The following is an 18344-nucleotide window of genomic DNA, read 5'->3' as shown; positions in this document are numbered from 1 at the left end:
TACATCATATGCTGAATTGTATTAAGCTTTCCCGACTTCTGTCAGGGAAGCAGAAAAAAATATGGAAGTAAGTGGTGGTTACCACTTGTTTTCTCTTCTGTCTATTGTTTCGTTTCTGCCTTTTCCGACTGAGATGATTCCGACAGGAACGCCGGTGTCTTTCTCTATGTATGAAATGTATTCTTTCATCTTTTCTGGAAGGGCATCGTAGCCGCGTTTGCAGACCTTTGAAGTTTCCTCTGTCCAGCCTTCCCAGCCCTCGAGGGTGTCATATATCGGCTTGGCATTCTCAAGCTTCCGCGGATTTCCGGGGAAGTTCTTTACCTCTTCTCCATCGATTTCATATGCCGTACAGACTTTAATCTCTTTAATTCCGTTAAGGACATCGAGCTTAGTGAGTGCAATTGATGTAAGGCCGTTCAGGCGCACCGCATGTCTCACGACAACCAGATCCAGCCAGCCGCATCTTCTTGCTCTGCCGGTGGTTGTACCGAACTCTCCGCCGTTCTTGAGCAGCATTTCTCCAGTTTCATCATGCAGCTCTGTCACAAACGGACCGGATCCAACTCTTGTGGTGTACGCTTTCACGACTCCGACAACTTCCTGAACTGCAGACGGTGGAACACCCACTCCAGTGCAGATTCCGGCAGATGTACAGTTGGAAGATGTAACGAATGGGTAGGTACCGTAGTCTACGTCAAGCATAGTTCCCTGGGCACCTTCAAACATTACCTTCTTTCCTTCTTTAATCGCATCGTTAATCAAAACTGAAACATCACAGATGCTGTCTTCATACTTTTTGCCGTATGCTAAAAGTTTGGAGATCAAAGCTTCTTTTTTAATGTCTAGATCTTCGCCGAGAGTAGCTGCAAACTTCTCCTTTATAGGCAGTATCATATCAATTCTGCTTCTGAGGAACTCTTCATCCAGAAGGTCTCCCATTCTGATGCCTTCCCTAGAAATCTTGTCAGCATAACACGGGCCTATTCCGCGGCCTGTGGTTCCTACACCCTTGGCACCTCTGGATCTCTCCTCTGCACCGTCAAGAGTGCGGTGATATGGAAGGACGATGTTGACTCTGTCAGAGATTCTGAGGTCATATCCTGTTATTCCCTTCTCTTTAAGTGACTCAAACTCTTCTTCCAGACGATCTAGGTCAAGGACCATTCCGTTTCCGATAACAGCTGTTACATCTTTCCTGAGTATGCCTGACGGCAGAAGATGAAGTGCGAATACTTCATCATCTATCTTTATTGTATGTCCAGCGTTTGCACCGCCTTGATAACGGACAACAATGTTTGCACCTTCGGCAAGGTAATCTGTAATCTTTCCTTTTCCTTCGTCTCCCCATTGCGAGCCTATAACCGCGAGAGTTGGCATGAAATCGCTCTTGACATTATTACTCGCTATTTTAATATATTGCGTAGATTTGGATCTTAAACTGCTTTTATATACCTACTCAGAGCCAATCTTCATCAGATTCGAATGAAAGGGGGCGATCATAAACGCAGGAGATTATCAATAGTTTGATGATCAAAGCATTCTGGAATTTTCAAAAGAATTTATCAGAATGATGATAAACCGCGTTCTTCATGAATTCTCGGTGCAGCGACTGTGCACTTTTCATTTTTGAACATATGTTCAGTGCCGGCACTAGTTTAATAAAAATTTGAACTTTATTCTTTGAATTCTGCTGCATCCTGCCATTGAACAACGGGCAGCAGAATGAATTATTTGGAGCAGAACCTATCTTGATTACAGGCTCTGCTCCGGCAGTTATATCTCTGATGGTATGCAACTGCCATATCTTCTGTGTACAGACCTGGGCAACATCTCTCTGGCTGCCTTTATTTTAATTCATTCTGCTGTTTTTCTTTGCGGCTTAGCAGAGCGATTTCTCTATTTACCAAATCCTCATGTGCTGCTTCTTTCAGATAGTTCATTAATAAAAAATACAGCAGGTCTGTTCTGTTTTTGAATCCGATTTTCTTGATTCTCATATCCACGGTATCCAAAACTTCTTTCGTAACTCCTATTTTCATGTTATATTTTCTAGGCGTATGTGATGCCATGGAACCTTTAAGCCGCACGCCTCTAAAACAGGATGCATTTTGTTTAAAATAATTATATTTAATAATTTTAACAGACCACTGCAGATATAGCTTATAATCTGCTGTATATATCTGTGAGTTCTTCAAGTTCCAGATCCGTTTTGAATCCGGTAGGAGAAAAATGAGTCTTTGAGCATTTTCCGGCGTCATTCAATGCTTCAAGAAGATCATCCATTCTGTGAGGTGACCTTTTCAGCAGTGAAGCCAGCTCATCATTTTCATAAAAATACGGCATATCTAATTCGTTCCTCCAGAGATCCAGATACTTGCTGCAGCGGTTTCTGGTTTCCAGATTTTCGTCTGCTTCCATTCTGCCTAAGAACTCTTTGTCATGAATCGGTCCTGTCCACAGAGGGCCTATTGACTTCTTAGAGCTTCTTTCTTCTGAGACAGTCCTTCTTGCCGTCAGAGGATCATAGTCTATGTACCCAAGCTGGGCAAGCGCCTTATCCGCTTCAGACCCTCCCTCTGTCATCCTTACAAATGTTCTGAGATAATGGTCTGCATAGAAAGAAAGCACACATTCTAAACCCCTGTCCTCTTTAGCGGCTTCTTTTACAATGTGTCCTATCAATATTCTCAGGCCGGTTTCATGTCCAAAAGGCGATCTTGCCGAGACGGCCCCATATCTCCTGATGCATTTTTTAGGATAAGTTCCAGCCAGAGGCGCCGTGTCTGTAGCAGTTATGCCGGCAATGCCGTGCCTCTTTAATCCCTGGATGACTGAGGGTATAAAATGTACAGGGCTTCCAAAAGGATCTAAGTCGACATAGTCAAAGACTCTTTTTGCCAAGGTTCTTCTCAGATCGTCTGCTATTGATTCTATGTTGGCGTTATTCAATTCAGAATTCGCATCGATGTATACGCAGCTTTCAGGATCCTTGTCATTGGCTGCAATTTCCAGATCCGGCCTGGCTTCATGAGCTATCCTTGCTGACCTTACTCCGGTTCCTGCCATAGCGTCAAGCATGCTTCTGCTTTCAGTGCTTGCTGCCATAAACATCACAGAAACATCTCTGTTGAATGCCATCTGGCCATTGAAAAATACTCTCCCTATGCGTTTCCCGGGACCATGAACGGAATGCACAGAAGGAATTACAATCTCTGTCGCACCTTCCCGGCTTACGACAGAGTCTTCTGGAAAATTCAAAGAAGTTCTCCTTTCATTAATTTCATTATTTTATACGGCAGAAGGTTTCTGTTGATCGGCGTGACTTCAAGGATTCTCACGTCATCTCTTCTTCTGATGTCTTGAAGCAGGGGGTTTCTGGATTTCTTATGCAAAGTCAGCAGAATCGGCTTTTCCAAGTCTAAGCAGTACTTTACTGTGTCGATGAATGCTGGAGACTCCACCTCTACTCTTCCAACCTCATCAATCACAATCACATCTGCTTCTTCTGAAGCTTTCATCAATGCCTTTACGCCGACGTCTTCAAGGGCTTTCAGGTCAATGCCGAATTTGCCTATCATGTACTTTGAATTGATATCTGCATGAGCAAAGATGCCCTGCTGTTTATTCATCCAGTCCACGATCGCAAAACCCGTTTTTTTACCGTCTTCGATTATGGGTTCGGTCATCATTCCTCCGACAACCAGATCTTCGGCTTCCAACATTTCCACTACTTTACGTACAGCGTATGTTTTCCCTGCACCGGGCAGTCCAGTGATACCGATTTTCGCGATTGTCTCCATATTTTCACCAAAACGCTCTGGAAGAGGTGTCCTACTTCAGGCTCCAGCGATATGCTCATCTTTCTTATTATGTTTTTGCATTCGAGAGCAGCTTATGCCCTCAATTTTCTGCAATATAATACATTCTCGTAATGACTATATGTATTCCACATAGATGATAAACTCTTCATATGTCCAATTAAAATAAATTATAGTACGACAGACCGTCTGAGATTCAAAACCATCACATCTTCGCCTTTGATATCTTTTTCACCGTTGAAGCGAAATCCATTTTTTTCGTAAAGATTAATGGCAGCTGTATTGTCTTTGAATACACTCAGATAGATCTCGCTGCATTGATACTCGCTTTCAATCTTCTTCAGCAGCTGCGGGAATACTGCAGAGCCGTATCCCTTTCCTTGAAATTCGGAGGCGATCAAAAACCTATCCATCCAGACATGCTGGTCTTCCTTCCAGAAACAGTACATGGCAAAGCCAATCAGAATATCTTCATCGTAAATTCCTACAGGTCTCCAGCATGATTTTTCTGCAGCTTCTTTTAAACATTCCGGGACACTTTCAATAAATGTCTTTTGATTGTCCTTTACCTTGAGCTTCAAGATGTCCTCGATATTTTTTTCTGTTACTTTTTTAAATTCAATTCTCATTTTTACAGTCCTTTCGAAGTTCACTTAGTTCTTAAGTGGAGTAAATAATTAACTGATTTACATCTTAAATTGTTTCTCAGAAGCACTGACATATTTTTCGTTCTATTAAATATTAATGAAATTAATTTTCGTAATATGCCAGTATATATATCAAAAATCTATTTATTGTTATTTCGTGGTCTTGTTAATATACTACTATATCAGAATACCCCGTCATGGCAAAAAGACCATTGATGATAACTATTATCTGCGTATTGTTCGCGATTATAGGCATAGTAGGATTAGCAGGTGGAATTTGGCAGATCATCGATACTGGTGCAAATCCAGACATAGTTGGTTCTGTGATTGTTTCAATACTTATGCTGATCGTTATCTATGGACTGTGGAATGGAATAAAAGTGTTCTGGTACCTCGGTCTTATATTCTCTATCTTAGATATCATAATGGCAGCATATACGATGATCGAATCTGAAGGCATTAACGCAAACATAGTTCCTGCAGTGATAGATGTAATCGTTATCTGCTACTTAGCTACACCTAAAGTTAGAACTTATTTCAAAATTTAAGTTAAAATCTGAGAGACCCAGTCTCTCTTAATTCTTTTTTTAGCAGAGTCCTATCTATTGAAAATCTGTCTGAGCAGGTACTAGATATGTGTGTTAGGCCGGCAGCAGAAACAGCGCTGTACTCCGGCTCTGAATAAACTTGAGAAGAATTCAGTTGTGTATCTAGATCTATGCAGAGACTGAGAATACTCAATCTTCTGAAATCTCCTCTACATACATCAGAGGGTATCTCACATCTTTGATGTATCTCATTCTCGAAGTCACCCTGATGTTTTTAATCTTTATTTTTACAAGGACGTCAAGCATTTCTCCTGTAAGAGACTGATAGTCATATTCGTTTTTCTTTTCTCTCAGCCTGCTGCGGTCTACTGATACCTTCACATCTTCCACAAAAGGCTGGACTTTAACACCTTCTTCAATAGCTCGTTCAAGGCTTTCAGCATTAGAGGCGCTGATAGGGGTTCCTATAAACTGATGATATACGGCTGCCAGTTTGATGCCGGCTTCGAATACGGCACGCTCTCTGATGCTGCAGTTAAAGTATTCTGCCACTTTTTCTTCTCTAGAAGGAGACATTTGACCATCTGAGCATACCCTCCGCATATACTAAATTTGCCGTCTGCATACTAACCTTTTATATGCATTAAAATATCACGTAGCTATGCGGCCTCAGGAAAGAATTGAGGAATTAAAACGGGAGAGGAATGCCGTAATCCTAGCCCATAACTATCAGGTACCGGAAATACAAGACATCGCTGACTATGTAGGCGACTCCTTAGGCCTTGCGCTTCAGGCATCGAAAACCGATGCGGATGTGATTGTTTTCTGCGGCGTAGATTTTATGGCAGAGAGTGCCAAAATTCTAAATCCAGACAAAGTGGTTCTTCACCCGGAACCAATGGCAAAATGCCCGATGGCTGCGATGTGCACAGTCGATGGAATCAAAATGCTGAAAAAGGATTTTCCAAAGGCTGATGTAGTTGCCTATGTGAACACTTCTGCCGAATGCAAAGCTGAAGCAGATGTATGCTGCACATCTTCCAACGCGGTTAAAGTCATTGACAGTCTGGAGTCAGATATCGTTATTTTCATTCCCGATGAAAACCTGGCTTCATGCTCTCAAAGAGAGACGGACAAAGGCATCATAATGTGGCCTGGTTACTGTCCCACACACGACTCCATCACGAAAGAAAAGATAGAGGCGCTCAAAAAAGAGCATCCAGATGCAGTTATATTGGCACATCCAGAATGCCCTCCGGAAGTTATAGACATTGCTGACTTTGTCTGCTCCACTGAAGGAATGATTTCTGCCGCCAGATCTTCTGACAAGACTGAATTCATAGTTGGTACAGAAACGGATATGATACACCGCCTTACCAAGGAAGTGCCGGACAAAACATTCTATCCTGTAAAGGGAGCAGTCTGCCCGACAATGAAACTGATCACTCTGGACAACATAATCAGCGCTCTTGAAAACATGGCTCCAGAAATAGTTGTAGATGAGGAGATTGCCGCAAGAGCCAGGGAACCTCTCCGCAGGATGCTTGAGATAGGAAGGTCTTAAAGGCTACAAGCTCTACTATTTCATCACATGAGTTATGACACTCATGGGTACGATTTAGTTCTGGAAGCAAACGAGAAGACGCTTAACTCTATGGCGTCTTCTGCGTTTCACTCATCATATTTTACTTCATTCAAGGGCACTGCCAGATTCAGAAGTTTTAATGTGCCCTATACAATCTCACTGTCTGAACCTCCATATGTTGAGCTTAGAAAAGGCAAGGCCGGTCTCAGGCTGGCTTTGCACATAACTTCAGGAATTCTCACTGCTGATACAGTAGCTTATTTTGATATTCTTGTAGGTCCTGGGATTAAAGTCAGAAACATAAGCATAGAAGATGCTAAATTCTGGGGCAGAAGTTCTGGACCGATTGCCATTGCCATCCTGAATGTTATTATAAATGCCCTTCCGCTGCAGAAGCTGCTGCATCTTGATTCCCTCGATGCCGATATGTCCCTGTCTGTTCTGGTGCCTGCCTCAATGCTGGCCGGGAGCCCTAAATTCAACATCTCAGCTCCTTATCTGGCCTCATTCAACGGCAGCCTTGCAGCAGCACTGTGTCTTAATGAATGCTCGCTCGGCATTAAAACAGACTTGGAGAGTTTCACAGGAGAAAATGATCTTTCCGCATCTATTTCCGAAGTCGCATTGAACGATATGCTCAAAGACATATGGCCAAATCTTGTTTCTCCCATTGTTGAAGAGGGAAAAATCGAATCTGATTCTAATGATTTTATTTCCTGGCTGAAACAGGTAAGCGGAATCAGAAGGCCGTTCTGGGGAGGCAGCAGAGCTAAAGTTGATTATCATGCCGAGATCCGACCGGCAATGCCCAAAATGCGCATAACTGATAATGTGGAGATATACGATGCCGATATGGACCTGAAAATACACGCCGTGGCCAGCATGCCTAAGCCATTTTCTTCCAAAGACATGACAATCTATGATCTGGATACAGACGCCAAGGCTGTTGTAAACAATGCAATCGTCAAAATTTATGCCGAGAATGACAAACTCTTCGCTAAAGTCTCAAAGATCGCGTTCTCCATCGATGCTCCCGGGAGCTTTCCAAATCTTATCTTGAAGGTTGCCAGAAGCCGTCTGGAAGAAAAGATTCTGAATATGGATCCGGTTGACATTACAGCAATATTTGAGAGGAAACTTTCTGCAGACCTTCCCTTTCAGCCTGAATTTCTGGTCAAAGGAACTTCTGTCTCTTCAGGCATTCTGACTATCCGGAGCGATATCAGTTTTGATAAACTGTTCCCTACATCCTATCCATTCATTGCTGATGTTTCTTCAGGGGTAGTTCACAGAGCAACTTGTCCGGGAGTAGCCGCCGTCAGAGGTGCTGACAGACTTGGATACGCTTCTCTCGGAGACGCATTCGGAGACGGCTATAAAGGTTCCAGAGACTGCCTGAAACGATATCAGTCGTACGGTTCTGTTGCGGTACCGGACATCAATGTCGGAAGAACTGATGAAACTCTTGAAAATATCGAAACCGAGTCATTGCAGATGGAATAGTTATTAAGATAAAATGCATTAACAGGCCTTTATGAAAGCAAAGTTTGCGGACTCAGAAAAGTTATTCAATTCCATTGAAAAGCTGGCATGCAAACAGGATCAGAAAATTCTTGCCGTCTGGGCAGCTGATTGTGCTGAACGCGTACTGAAAAATTTTGAGAGTGTCTGTCCGGAAGACAAAAGACCAAGACTGGCTATCGAAGCTGCAAGAAAATGGGCTGACGGTGAAATACCAATGCCGGAAGCGCGTTCGATTGCTTTTGATGCACATGCTTCTGCAAGAGACTTAGAAAATATGTCTGCTGAATTGGCTGCCAGATCTGCAGGTCATTCTGCAGCTACTGCACATGTTGCAGAGCATGCCGTACACGCTTCCACTTATGCTGTTAAATCCTTGTATCATTCTTTGAAGGATAACGCCAATGATGCAGTTGAAGAAGAAAGAAAATGGCAGTATCAGCATCTGCGCGAACTGGGCGCAAACAAATCTTAATTCTATCTTTTTTATGTTTTTACCAGTCAGCTGCTGCTGAAACAGACATCCGGACAGTCAGCAGGAAATGCTATAATTTTGTTGCATCTCAGCTCTGCAAATAATATCTCAGCTGCAGCAGTTCACAGGATATTTTTAAAACTGGCACGAAGAAAGTAATATATATTCACTCACTTATTTCGCGAATGGATATTACATCCAAGTGATTGTATGGATAAGATGAAAATTACGGTTGTTGCAGTAGTTGCTGTTGTTCTTGTGGCGGCTTGCGCAATCGTTTTAATAACTCATGAAAGTAAATCCAGTGAGGTAGAGATCAACTCTCAGCTGAGAGTATTCGGCAATGCTGATGGTAATTACACCATTGACCAGAATGATCTTGACCTCATTGATGATATTTTGGCAGGCAAGGAAAATTTCTCTGATCATCCTTTGGCTGATGCCAACCATGACGGAAAAATAACTGAAGATGACAAAACTCTTGTCCAGCAGATAATCAACGGCGATACATGCACTGTTTATCATTACAACACCTGTTCAACAGGAGATTATGTTGTATCGACTCAGTGGCCCGTAAAATCTGCTCTCGCGACAGGATCTGCAAACATGCTCTGGCTCTTGACTATGGCTGGAGTAAATGACATGGTGCACGGAATTTCGTACAGCAGTTCTTCGCCTCCGGATCCAACACTGTTCCCTACATACAGCAAAATGGAATCTATCGGCGGAAGCTCAACCAAAATGCCGATTGACAATGCATCATCCTACATTTCAAAGTACAATGTTACAGCCATCATTTCAGATAAGACCGCAACCACTGTTGACAAAGACAGTGTGGAACCGCAGTACGAAGAGATGAATGTTGATGTTATACGCGTAGCTCCTGCATCAGTGGATGTAGATGAGTTCTGCTCACAGCTTTTCCTGATTGGATTCCTGTTCCAGACTGAAGATGCATGCAAGAATATTGCAGAATGGTGGATAGGTCTTCAAAATGAAATCAATTCTAAGTTAAATGGAGTAGAGAAGAAAACAGCCATCACCTGCAATGGTACTGCAACAACTAAAGGTCTTTGGATCTCTGCTGGAACATCCGATTATGTTGACGTAATCAGAGCTGCCGGAGGAGAATATGCTCTGGACGACAGTGTTCTTACATCCTACTCATCTGGTGCATACTTCAGCACTTCTGATACCTGGCTGTACAATTATGATTTCGATTACATAGTATCAATCAGAACCAATGACTGGTACAGCGGAACCATAGATGACACTGATAAGTATGAAAGCAGTCTGGATATACTATCGCATACCAAGGCATACGAGAATCATGATGCATATGTGATCACAGGAGACGCACCGATACCTCTGAGAATAGCTTATACTGCAGCTGTGCTATATCCAGAGATTTTCTCAGAAGACTGGGCTGATTCTTTGAATCAGGAGTTTATGGATAAATTCACTGATCTGGATATCGATCTTTCCAGCTTGCATTTCATAATCTCTTATGATATGGCATACGGGAAAGCATAATCAGTCTTAGACAAAACCAAATGAAACGGGTGGCAGGTTGATTACAGGCAGTTCTTCAGAACATATCAAAGAATACAAACGATACAGAAAAAGAAGAGTCTGCTTTGTCTTAATCTGCCTCCTGTTGGCTTTTTTATTGCTTGGCTTGTCGATATATGTCGGCGCCAGAAATATTGATTTTATTGAGGTATATGAACTATTATACAACCATATTATCGGTACAGTTTATCCACCGGGAAGTTCAGAATATGTCAGTGATTTCATCGTTTGGAATGTCAGGCTTCCAAGGACTTTGTTTGCCTTAGTCGCCGGAGCAGGTCTGGCAGTCGGCGGGGCTGTGATGCAGAATGTCATGAACAACCCTCTTGCTGATCCTTATACCACAGGAATATCATCAGGAGCCTGTTTCGGAGTTGCAGTTGCAGTTATTCTGGGTATTTCAGTTTCAATAACTTCTCAGCTGGCCAACCTTGGAGTTGTTTTTAACGCGTTTATTTTTGCACTTATCCCAATGGCAATGATCATCATCATAGCTCCGCGGAATAATAAGTCCCCGGCTACATTGATCTTGTCAGGTATTGCGATATCTTACATTTTTAATGCATTGACCACTGTGCTGATGATGTCGACAGACGCCGAGACGCTGGCAGTGGTATACAAGTGGCAGGTTGGATCTCTGAGCGATATCACGATGCAGTCTCTTCCGCTTATGTGCGCCATCAATATTGCAGGAATTATTTTTGCTGTTTATTCATCAAATAAACTCAATGTTCTGACGTTAGGTGATGACAGTGCCAAGAGTCTCGGGCTGAATGCAAACAATATGAGAATTGCCTGTCTGATGGTCATTTCATTCATGGTTGCTTCAGTTGTCTGTTACGCAGGAGTGATCTCATTCATCGGGCTGATTTCTGCGCATATCGTCAGAAGCATAATTGGATCTGACAATAAATTCGTCATTCCTGCGTCTGCAGCCTTCGGTGCGCTTTTCATGATCTCAGCTGACATTCTGGTCAGGTATCTTTCTCCTTCTGATTCAATTCCTGTGGGAGTCATGCTGTCTTTCATCGGAGCGCCTATCTTCTTATTTTTAATAATTAAACAAAAAAAGGCGGTGTGGTAATGGAGGTCTCCGATTACCGCCGCCAGAGCCGAAAGAGAATAGCTTTGATACTGATTCTGGCTGCAGTAACAGTTGTCATTGCAATATACTCCCTCTGCATTTCAAAATATTATATAAGCTTCTCAGAGTCCCTGGATATTGTAGTAAAAAATCTGCATGGAATTACATTTGAATCATATACAGAGCGCTTGAAGAGCTTCATAGTCTGGGACAGCCACGTTCCGATGGCTATCGCCGCTATTCTGGTTGGCGGAGTGCTGGGGATAAGCGGTGCTGTAATGCAGATCTTGATCAGAAACCCAGTTGCTGATCCATATACTACAGGAATATCCTCCGGCGCGTTGTTTGGCGTAGCTATATTTATCATCCTGGGTGCCGGCTTCACAGACTTGGCTTATGACACCGGCTTGATGATCAATGCATTCATATTTTCCTTGATTCCGATTGGAGCGATTATTCTCTTTTCTGTTTTCAAAAAAGTGACGCCTACAGTAATGGTTCTGATTGGAATTGCAGTCATGTATGTGTTTTCTGCAATGACCACTCTTCTGAAGTATACGGCATCAGATGAGGATGTAGCTTCAATATATGCTTGGTCTGTCGGTACGCTGGATAACGTTTCCTGGGATGCCATTCCATATATCATTTTTGCATATCTTTTGATATTAATTTCAATGATGATCTATTCGAACAGGCTGAATGTTCTTTCTTCCGGTGAAAGCGCTTCTAAAAGTCTCGGTGAAAATCCGACCAGGCTGAGGCTCATCTGTCTTGTTCTGATTTCTGTCTCAGTTTCAATCTCAGTGTGTTTTACTGGCACAATAGGCTTTGTTGGATTGATTGCCCCGCATATCTCGAGAGTCCTGGTCGGTTCGAATGCAAAATATCTGATTCCCTGCTCTGCTGTATCCGGATCTTTAATTCTGATAGCAAGTGAATGTGTTGCCAGGTGTATAGGCAGTACGGGTTTGGATGTAGGTGTTGTAACAGCGCTGATCGGCGGTCCGGTATTTCTCTACTTCTTGGTTAAATTAAGAAAAGGAACATGGTGATGTAAAATGAATATAATGATCAAAGGCATGACATTCAGTTATTCTTCCGTTTCAGTTTTGAATGACATCTGCCTGAATATCAGTGGTCCGCAGATGGTTTCCATTCTTGGTCCAAATGGTGTTGGAAAGTCTACGCTGATCCACTGCATCAACAAGATTCTTACGCCTACCGGCGGAGCGGTTCTGCTTGATGACAAGGATGTCAATGAGTATTCGCTTAAAGAGATGGCAAAAAAGATCGGCTATGTTCCCTATGCTTCATCAGACACATTTCCGCTGACTGTCGTGGATACTGTTCTTCTGGGCAGACATCCGCATGCCAACTGGAAGACTTCAGACGAAGACCTGCAGATTGTATATGATACTCTGAAAAAGCTTGACATTGAAGATCTGGCCGTGAGATATTTTAATGAACTTTCTGCAGGGCAGCATCAAAAAGTGATGCTTGCCAGAGGATTGGTTCAGAAACCTAATGTTCTGCTGCTTGATGAACCCACAGCCAATCTGGATGTGAAACATCAGCTCAGCATCTCCCGTCTGTTGAAGAAACTTTCACATGAAGATGATCTTCTTGTCATTATGATCAGCCATGATCTGAATATTGCAGCTAAATATTCTGATGCTGTCATCCTAATGCATGATGGCAGGATTTATGATGTCGGTTCTCCTGAAAAAGTCATTACTGCAGAAAATATAGAAAAGGTGTATGGTGTAAAATCCAGCATAATCATGAATGAAGGGCGGCCTCATGTGATTCTGGAAGACCCTGAAAGCATGCGCTGCACTCCTGTGAAAAAAGAATCAATCTGTGTGATGGAGAACTCAGTCTGTGAAAACCTATAGGTGAATTAATATTATGGATGCCAACAGATCGAAAATAGGTGCTGCATTATGCACAGCAATACTCATTGCTTCCTTAGCACTGTTTATAGTTTTTTTAATGTTAAATAAAAACGGTGTCTTAAGCGATGACCAGCTTACAGTATCTTCATCGATACTCTCAATTTTAGTGACGACTTCTGTGATTGTTTTCGCTCTGCTTTCATCGCACAAATCCGATTCTGAGAGATATCTGGAACTATATAGAAATGATGAATCGGACAAGCCTGCTGGCAAGTAACTGTAACTCTCATTTGTTTCAATTATACTTGATTCATCTTAATTTTTTGACACTATCTATTGTTGTCTTAAACTTCTCCTCTGACAAAACTTAGTATGTTCTGAATTGTCTATCATGAAACAGGCGTGAATTGTGAAGCATATTCTGAGCTTTTTCTCCTGTATTGATGTGTGTTGATTGAAAACCTATATTTTTTTAATTCTGCATTTAGACCAGCAATATCTGTAGTTTCAAATTCCTTGCATCTTAGATACTTGAGATCTGAAATAAAAACCATCTTCTTTTTTGAATACAATATTGCCAAGTCTTTTCTGCCTTTGATCATACATATTACTCAGTTTGGACTTCTTCTTAAACTGTGTATCATTGAGGTGTATCGTATAAATATGCCTCCAACATATCCTCTGAATTGCACTAAAAGAGGAGACTCTTATGAAAACTAAGATTTTAACAGTACTTATGGTACTTGTCATGGTAGCTTCTGTATTTACAGTGGCTGCAGGAGACTCTTCCTCCTCTGGTTTGGATACTAAAACTGGAGCGGGGGGGGGGTGTAGGAAACTACACGCCTGTCTTATTGAATAATGATGAAAATATTCCCGATATGATCTTGGGGAATTGGACTGATAATGTTGATGATGATTGGTACACTAAACATCCAGATGACACTACCTTTGCAATTTCAGAACCTGGTGAATTAGCATATCTTGCTAAACTTGTGAATGAAGGAATTAATTTCACTGGTAAAACAATCAAGCTTGATAGTGATATCGATCTTTCAGAACATTACTGGGTGCCGATTGGAAACCATTCTCACAAATTTAACGGAACATTCGATGGTCAAAATAATCAGATCAAAGGAATGTTTATTTCTGAACGTGATTCTGAGTATGTCGGTCTTTTTGGACAGATTGGTAGCAATTGTGCATTGAATAATATCACAATTTTAGGCAAGATCGAAATAACTTTGAAGAATGACATTCGTCTAGGTGGAATATGTGGATATGCAGATGGCGGATCAATCACAAACTGCCATAATTCTGTAAATATGAGTATCAGTAGTATTGATAAAATCGATAATACCAATCCATCTGGTAACTATATCCGCATTGGTGGAATCATTGGATCTATTGAAAATAGTACAGCTATAACCAATTGTTCTAATAATGGAGATATTGCTGTTGATTCTTCTACTACTGAATTATCAGATATGCATCAACTTGGTGGAATCGTTGGAGAAATTCATTCTACAACAGGTCAAAATACAGCTAAAGTTATAGATTGTTATAATGATGGTAATATCTCCAATAAAATTTCCAAGGATGATGCTTACTGTGATATTGGTGGGGTGTGTGGCTGGATAAATAATGGTCTAATCATTAACTGCTATAATTCTGGGCTAATCAAATCAATTTCAACTTCTGGTACAACAAAATCATACATTGGTGGACTTATAGGATATACCGAAGGATTAGATTTAGTGAACTCATATAGTATAGGCAATATTACGGTAGAATCTGATATAAATTGCAACGATCTAGAAATGTTTGTAGGTGGCTTAATAGGATACTCTCGTTTTTGGGGTAACGTCTTCTCATCTTATAATCTAGGTGATATAGAAGTAACTTCCAATGCAAGAACTGATCTGAATATATACATTGGTGGCATAATCGGGTATTTTAAAGCGTCATCCATCTCTTGTTGTTACAATATAGGAAATATCTCTGTAGAAACAAGCTTCACCACCGTACCAGATATCAATAGCGATCTATATTTAGAAAGCTGTAGCGCTATAGGTGGAATCGTTGGATTCAATTATGGAGGAGAGATACAAAATTGTTACAATTCTGGAAAAATCGTAGCATGTACAGCTGATCATGTGGATGAAAACATTTCAAAACCCAGTATTAAGTTGTATCTTGGTGGTTTAATCGGATATAGCATGGCGAGTGGAAATTTAATAAATAGTTACAATATAGGTATAATTAATGTATTTATAACAAAAATCATAGAAAATATTGATGAGAGCTCATTAGATATTGCGTTAGGTGGGATTACGGGTAAGGGCAATCAATATAAGATAAGTAACTGTTACAATATTTCTGTTGCATCGTCACCAAGTTCAATAATAAAATGTGGTGGTATACTTGGATACGAATCTAATGTAGGAACATTAATTGATACTTATTGCTCTGATGGCAATCTAACTAGCATAGGAAATAAGGCCAGTGATGATAGAGTAACAAAACTCTCCAACGATGGTATGAGATACCTAAGGTTGCTGAATGGAAGTAACAACCTCAATAACGGTCAAGAATCAAAACCATGGTCTCCCGATATTTTTGGAGTTAATGATGGTTATCCAGTTCTTGCAGATGTTCCAATACAAATAAGTCCAGATGGTGTACAAACTAATTCAGAAAAAGTTCCAAAATCTGTTATATACATCGTAACAAACAATGAAGAATCTCAGCAGGAGAATTACCTTAAACATATTGCATTAGCAACTGGTTCAAAATTAAACACATCTTATCAAAATGTGATTTTGGATACATTTAATGTCATAAATCCATCATACTCGTGGAAAGAATTCGATATGAAATATCCTCCAAAATGGATTAATACTTCTGCAGATAACTCTAAAAATAGCATACTTCTGAGTGCTAGCGGAACATATTGTGGAGTAATAACCTACGATGTATCGGAGAAATCATCAACAGATGCTAATGTGCAACCTATATCTTATCATTACACAACTCTTTCAAGAACTGTTGAATTAAAAGATGGCTTAGTCTATGACTCAAATGACGGTTCGGGTAAAACATACTCTGTACTTCCAGATGAAACTGGAAAAGTTACTGTGGAAGACAATATGTTCCATTATGATGGGCATGCGTTTGTTGAATGGAAAAATACAGCAGACGAATCTGGGAAATCATATAAGACTGAAAATGAACTCACCATCAATTCAGGAAGCATAATTCTTTATGCTCAATGGGAAGAAGCTTACACAGTTACCATCTATGTTTCTCAGGAAAATGCAACAATCATTATAACCGATGAAGACGGGAAGGAAATAAAACCTGAAAAAGACGGCACATATATGCTTCCTCAAGGCAAGTATACATACAAAGTCTTCAAAAGTGGTTATATAACTTCAACGAAAGAATTTACTGTCGGTGATTTGTCTGATGAAAAAAACAAAGAAATTACAATTTCTGTCGATCTGAGTTCTTCAAGCAGCGGAGGAACCCCTGTTTCCTACAATGTAACTTACAATGCAAACGGAGGATCAGGAACTCTCATCGATGTAAACAGTCCTTATCATTCAGGAGTTACAGTATTGGTTCTTGAAAATAACTTCACTAAAGACGGTTGCACTTTCAAGAACTGGAACACTAAAGCAGACGGTTCAGGAACTTCATATTCTGCAGGAGACAGATTCTCAATCAATTCTAACATATCATTATATGCGCAATGGGAAGAAGTATCAACTCCGCCTGCAGTGCAGAAAGTAACAGTTACATTCTACATTGGAAATGAAGTATACAAAGTAGTAGAAGTAAACAAAGACTCATCACTGAAAGACAAGTTCCCTGTAAATCCTGAATCTTCTGACAATGACAGTAATTTCAAAGAATGGAATACAAAAGAGGATGCTTCAGGAACAGCATTTACAGCAGATTCAATAGTAAACGAAGACACTTCAGTATATGCAGTATGGGAAAAGTCTTCATCAAGCAGCAGTCACAGCTGGTGGTGGATTATAATCATTATCATAATTCTGATCATAATTGCTGCTGCTTACTATTACTACAAAAAGAATCAGAACTGATAAGCTGAACACATACTGTCAGCAAACCTTTTCTTTATTTTATTTTTTTACATATTTATATTACTAAAATCACAGCAAATACTTCAAAACATGCACATATCACTGCTCTGCTTAGATACTCTAGCTTCCAGATTGATACTGCCAGACATTACATGAATCTGGGATTAAAAGAAACTGAACAATACAACAGAATGTATTTGCGTAAATATTCATGAAACTGCAGTTATGACTTTTTTACGCGATATATTTTATATATCAAAAAATTCAGTCTAATTTTGATATATACGGGATGATTGCAATGAAACAAAATGAAGAACGATTTATAAAAACATATGATCAAGGCTCATTTAATGTATTTGAAATATGGGTAGACAAGATGACTGGAGTAAATTATCTATATCGCAATTCCGGCACTTCCGGAGGACTGACTGTCTTAGTAGATAAAAATGGAAAGCCGATCGTTACCTCTGTTTTTGAAGACAGCATAAAACCATTGTGATGCACAATACTCAATATTTGCTGCTGCCTGATAAAATTCTTTTTGAATAAAAATATACAGGTTATAGGGAAAACTCCCCTTACCTGTCGGTTATGCTGATTGCTTCGATAGCAACACTTCCTCCCCTCACTATCTCTAAACGGTTGGGGAAGCTGTTGCTTAAGAGCCTGATCAGATCATCATTTCTTGTTTCAGTCTGAATGCTCTCCAGCAGAACTGTGGTTGAATTATAATCTATGGCTTTGACATCAAACACCTTGCAGATTCTGAAGATCTCAGTCATGTCCTGCTGGGTACAGTCAAAGACTTTGGTAAACATCAGTTCTTTCATGTGAATTGCAATGTCTGTGAAATCCACTACTTTGATGACTTCTATGCTTCTGTTAAGCTGTTTTTTGACTTGTTCGAATGTCTGTTCATCACTTGTAAGACTGATTGTCATGCGAGAGATTGACTGATCTTCCGTGGTTCCTACTGTGAGACTGTTTAGATTGTAGGATTTACCGGAGAATAATCCAGAGATGCGGGCAAGAACTCCCACTTCATTCTCTACAAATATGCTGATCCATCGTTTTTTCATCTCCA

At 40.6% G+C, this 18344-nt stretch carries 20 protein-coding genes; 12 read left to right on the top strand and 8 right to left on the bottom strand.

The features are described 5' to 3' along the window. Positions 1–78: 78 nt before the first annotated feature. The 5 genes from H729_RS05850 to H729_RS05830 all read right to left on the bottom strand — a co-directional run bounded on the left by H729_RS05850 (position 79) and on the right by H729_RS05830 (position 4474). Positions 79–1380 (bottom strand): adenylosuccinate synthase, encoded by a 1302-nt coding sequence (locus H729_RS05850; RefSeq protein ID WP_020449084.1) that lies wholly within the window; start codon positions 1378–1380, stop codon positions 79–81. Between the two features lie 467 nt (positions 1381–1847). Further along, positions 1848–2090: a hypothetical protein gene (locus tag H729_RS05845; RefSeq protein ID WP_147554402.1), complete on the bottom strand. Its 243-nt coding sequence runs from the start codon at positions 2088–2090 to the stop codon at positions 1848–1850. A 73-nt stretch (positions 2091–2163) separates the two neighbouring features. Then, positions 2164–3261 carry a tRNA (guanine(26)-N(2))-dimethyltransferase gene (locus H729_RS05840; protein ID WP_020449081.1) on the bottom strand — a complete coding sequence of 366 codons (1098 nt, stop codon included), beginning with the start codon at positions 3259–3261 and terminating at the stop codon, positions 2164–2166. After that, a complete protein-coding gene (locus H729_RS05835) occupies positions 3258–3803 on the bottom strand; it encodes an NTPase (RefSeq protein ID WP_020449080.1) in 546 nt (181 codons plus the stop codon). The genes H729_RS05840 and H729_RS05835 overlap by 4 nt, the downstream gene beginning before the upstream one ends. Positions 3804–3991: 188 nt before the next feature. After that, positions 3992–4474: a GNAT family N-acetyltransferase gene (locus H729_RS05830; protein WP_020449079.1), complete on the bottom strand. Its 483-nt coding sequence runs from the start codon at positions 4472–4474 to the stop codon at positions 3992–3994. A 191-nt stretch (positions 4475–4665) separates the two neighbouring features. Here H729_RS05830 and H729_RS05825 point away from each other — a divergent pair, with 191 nt between their 5' ends. Further along, the gene (locus H729_RS05825) at positions 4666–5016 is read left to right on the top strand and encodes a hypothetical protein (protein ID WP_020449078.1); all 351 of its coding nucleotides are present in this window, start codon (positions 4666–4668) and stop codon (positions 5014–5016) included. A gap of 189 nt (positions 5017–5205) precedes the next feature. Here the strand turns inward: H729_RS05825 and H729_RS05815 are convergent, their stop codons facing one another. Continuing rightward, entirely contained in the window at positions 5206–5592 is a 387-nt protein-coding gene (locus tag H729_RS05815) for a dihydroneopterin aldolase family protein (protein WP_020449076.1), read from the bottom strand. A gap of 85 nt (positions 5593–5677) precedes the next feature. Between H729_RS05815 and nadA the strand changes: the two genes are divergently transcribed. The 8 genes from nadA (at position 5678) to H729_RS05775 (ending at position 13425) form a co-directional block, all read left to right on the top strand. Then, entirely contained in the window at positions 5678–6580 is a 903-nt protein-coding gene (nadA, locus tag H729_RS05810) for a quinolinate synthase NadA (protein WP_020449075.1), read from the top strand. 27 nt (positions 6581–6607) lie between these two features. Then, on the top strand, positions 6608–8104 hold the full coding sequence (locus tag H729_RS05805; protein WP_048133994.1) for a hypothetical protein: 1497 nt from the start codon (positions 6608–6610) through the stop codon (positions 8102–8104). A 31-nt stretch (positions 8105–8135) separates the two neighbouring features. Continuing rightward, positions 8136–8597 carry a putative immunity protein gene (locus tag H729_RS05800; protein ID WP_020449073.1) on the top strand — a complete coding sequence of 154 codons (462 nt, stop codon included), beginning with the start codon at positions 8136–8138 and terminating at the stop codon, positions 8595–8597. A 210-nt stretch (positions 8598–8807) separates the two neighbouring features. Beyond that, on the top strand, positions 8808–10130 hold the full coding sequence (locus H729_RS05795; protein WP_020449072.1) for a hypothetical protein: 1323 nt from the start codon (positions 8808–8810) through the stop codon (positions 10128–10130). A 37-nt stretch (positions 10131–10167) separates the two neighbouring features. Then, positions 10168–11253, top strand: coding sequence for a FecCD family ABC transporter permease (locus H729_RS05790; protein WP_020449071.1), 1086 nt, complete (start codon positions 10168–10170; stop codon positions 11251–11253). After that, complete coding sequence (locus H729_RS05785) at positions 11253–12305, top strand: FecCD family ABC transporter permease (protein WP_020449070.1); 1053 nt, start codon at positions 11253–11255, stop codon at positions 12303–12305. The genes H729_RS05790 and H729_RS05785 overlap by 1 nt, the downstream gene beginning before the upstream one ends. A gap of 6 nt (positions 12306–12311) precedes the next feature. Continuing rightward, the gene (locus H729_RS05780) at positions 12312–13148 is read left to right on the top strand and encodes an ABC transporter ATP-binding protein (RefSeq protein ID WP_020449069.1); all 837 of its coding nucleotides are present in this window, start codon (positions 12312–12314) and stop codon (positions 13146–13148) included. Positions 13149–13161: 13 nt separating this feature from the next. Continuing rightward, positions 13162–13425 (top strand): hypothetical protein, encoded by a 264-nt coding sequence (locus H729_RS05775; RefSeq protein ID WP_020449068.1) that lies wholly within the window; start codon positions 13162–13164, stop codon positions 13423–13425. A gap of 112 nt (positions 13426–13537) precedes the next feature. Here H729_RS05775 and H729_RS05770 read toward each other — a convergent pair whose 3' ends face one another. After that, complete coding sequence (locus H729_RS05770; protein WP_020449067.1) at positions 13538–13750, bottom strand: hypothetical protein; 213 nt, start codon at positions 13748–13750, stop codon at positions 13538–13540. 107 nt (positions 13751–13857) lie between these two features. Between H729_RS05770 and H729_RS10010 the strand changes: the two genes are divergently transcribed. The 3 genes from H729_RS10010 to H729_RS05760 all read left to right on the top strand — a co-directional run bounded on the left by H729_RS10010 (position 13858) and on the right by H729_RS05760 (position 17759). Beyond that, positions 13858–14010 (top strand): hypothetical protein, encoded by a 153-nt coding sequence (locus H729_RS10010; protein WP_172618675.1) that lies wholly within the window; start codon positions 13858–13860, stop codon positions 14008–14010. Between the two features lie 19 nt (positions 14011–14029). Next, on the top strand, positions 14030–17260 hold the full coding sequence (locus H729_RS05765) for an InlB B-repeat-containing protein (RefSeq protein WP_147554401.1): 3231 nt from the start codon (positions 14030–14032) through the stop codon (positions 17258–17260). A gap of 298 nt (positions 17261–17558) precedes the next feature. Continuing rightward, complete coding sequence (locus tag H729_RS05760) at positions 17559–17759, top strand: DUF6440 family protein (protein WP_048134469.1); 201 nt, start codon at positions 17559–17561, stop codon at positions 17757–17759. Positions 17760–17838: 79 nt separating this feature from the next. Here H729_RS05760 and ilvN read toward each other — a convergent pair whose 3' ends face one another. Then, positions 17839–18339 carry an acetolactate synthase small subunit gene (gene ilvN / locus H729_RS05755; protein WP_048134466.1) on the bottom strand — a complete coding sequence of 167 codons (501 nt, stop codon included), beginning with the start codon at positions 18337–18339 and terminating at the stop codon, positions 17839–17841. Positions 18340–18344: the final 5 nt, after the last annotated feature.

Origin of the sequence: Candidatus Methanomassiliicoccus intestinalis Issoire-Mx1, from assembly GCF_000404225.1 — an archaeon.
GTDB lineage: Archaea > Thermoplasmatota > Thermoplasmata > Methanomassiliicoccales > Methanomassiliicoccaceae > Methanomassiliicoccus_A > Methanomassiliicoccus_A intestinalis.
Note: the sequence above shows the minus strand (reverse complement) of the source record. Positions and strands in the feature narration are given on the sequence as shown.

Coding starts and splice junctions, on each gene's coding strand:
- H729_RS05850 (WP_020449084.1), bottom strand. CDS start 1,380: ATGCCAACTCTCGCGGTTATAGGCTCGCAATGGGGAGACGAAGGAAAA.
- H729_RS05835 (WP_020449080.1), bottom strand. CDS start 3,803: ATGGAGACAATCGCGAAAATCGGTATCACTGGACTGCCCGGTGCAGGG.
- H729_RS05825 (WP_020449078.1), top strand. CDS start 4,666: ATGGCAAAAAGACCATTGATGATAACTATTATCTGCGTATTGTTCGCG.
- H729_RS05815 (WP_020449076.1), bottom strand. CDS start 5,592: ATGTCTCCTTCTAGAGAAGAAAAAGTGGCAGAATACTTTAACTGCAGC.
- nadA (WP_020449075.1), top strand. CDS start 5,678: ATGCGGCCTCAGGAAAGAATTGAGGAATTAAAACGGGAGAGGAATGCC.
- H729_RS05805 (WP_048133994.1), top strand. CDS start 6,608: ATGAGTTATGACACTCATGGGTACGATTTAGTTCTGGAAGCAAACGAG.
- H729_RS05800 (WP_020449073.1), top strand. CDS start 8,136: ATGAAAGCAAAGTTTGCGGACTCAGAAAAGTTATTCAATTCCATTGAA.
- H729_RS05795 (WP_020449072.1), top strand. CDS start 8,808: ATGGATAAGATGAAAATTACGGTTGTTGCAGTAGTTGCTGTTGTTCTT.
- H729_RS05785 (WP_020449070.1), top strand. CDS start 11,253: ATGGAGGTCTCCGATTACCGCCGCCAGAGCCGAAAGAGAATAGCTTTG.
- H729_RS05780 (WP_020449069.1), top strand. CDS start 12,312: ATGAATATAATGATCAAAGGCATGACATTCAGTTATTCTTCCGTTTCA.
- H729_RS05775 (WP_020449068.1), top strand. CDS start 13,162: ATGGATGCCAACAGATCGAAAATAGGTGCTGCATTATGCACAGCAATA.
- H729_RS05770 (WP_020449067.1), bottom strand. CDS start 13,750: ATGATCAAAGGCAGAAAAGACTTGGCAATATTGTATTCAAAAAAGAAG.
- H729_RS10010 (WP_172618675.1), top strand. CDS start 13,858: ATGAAAACTAAGATTTTAACAGTACTTATGGTACTTGTCATGGTAGCT.
- H729_RS05765 (WP_147554401.1), top strand. CDS start 14,030: ATGATCTTGGGGAATTGGACTGATAATGTTGATGATGATTGGTACACT.
- H729_RS05760 (WP_048134469.1), top strand. CDS start 17,559: ATGAAACAAAATGAAGAACGATTTATAAAAACATATGATCAAGGCTCA.
- ilvN (WP_048134466.1), bottom strand. CDS start 18,339: ATGAAAAAACGATGGATCAGCATATTTGTAGAGAATGAAGTGGGAGTT.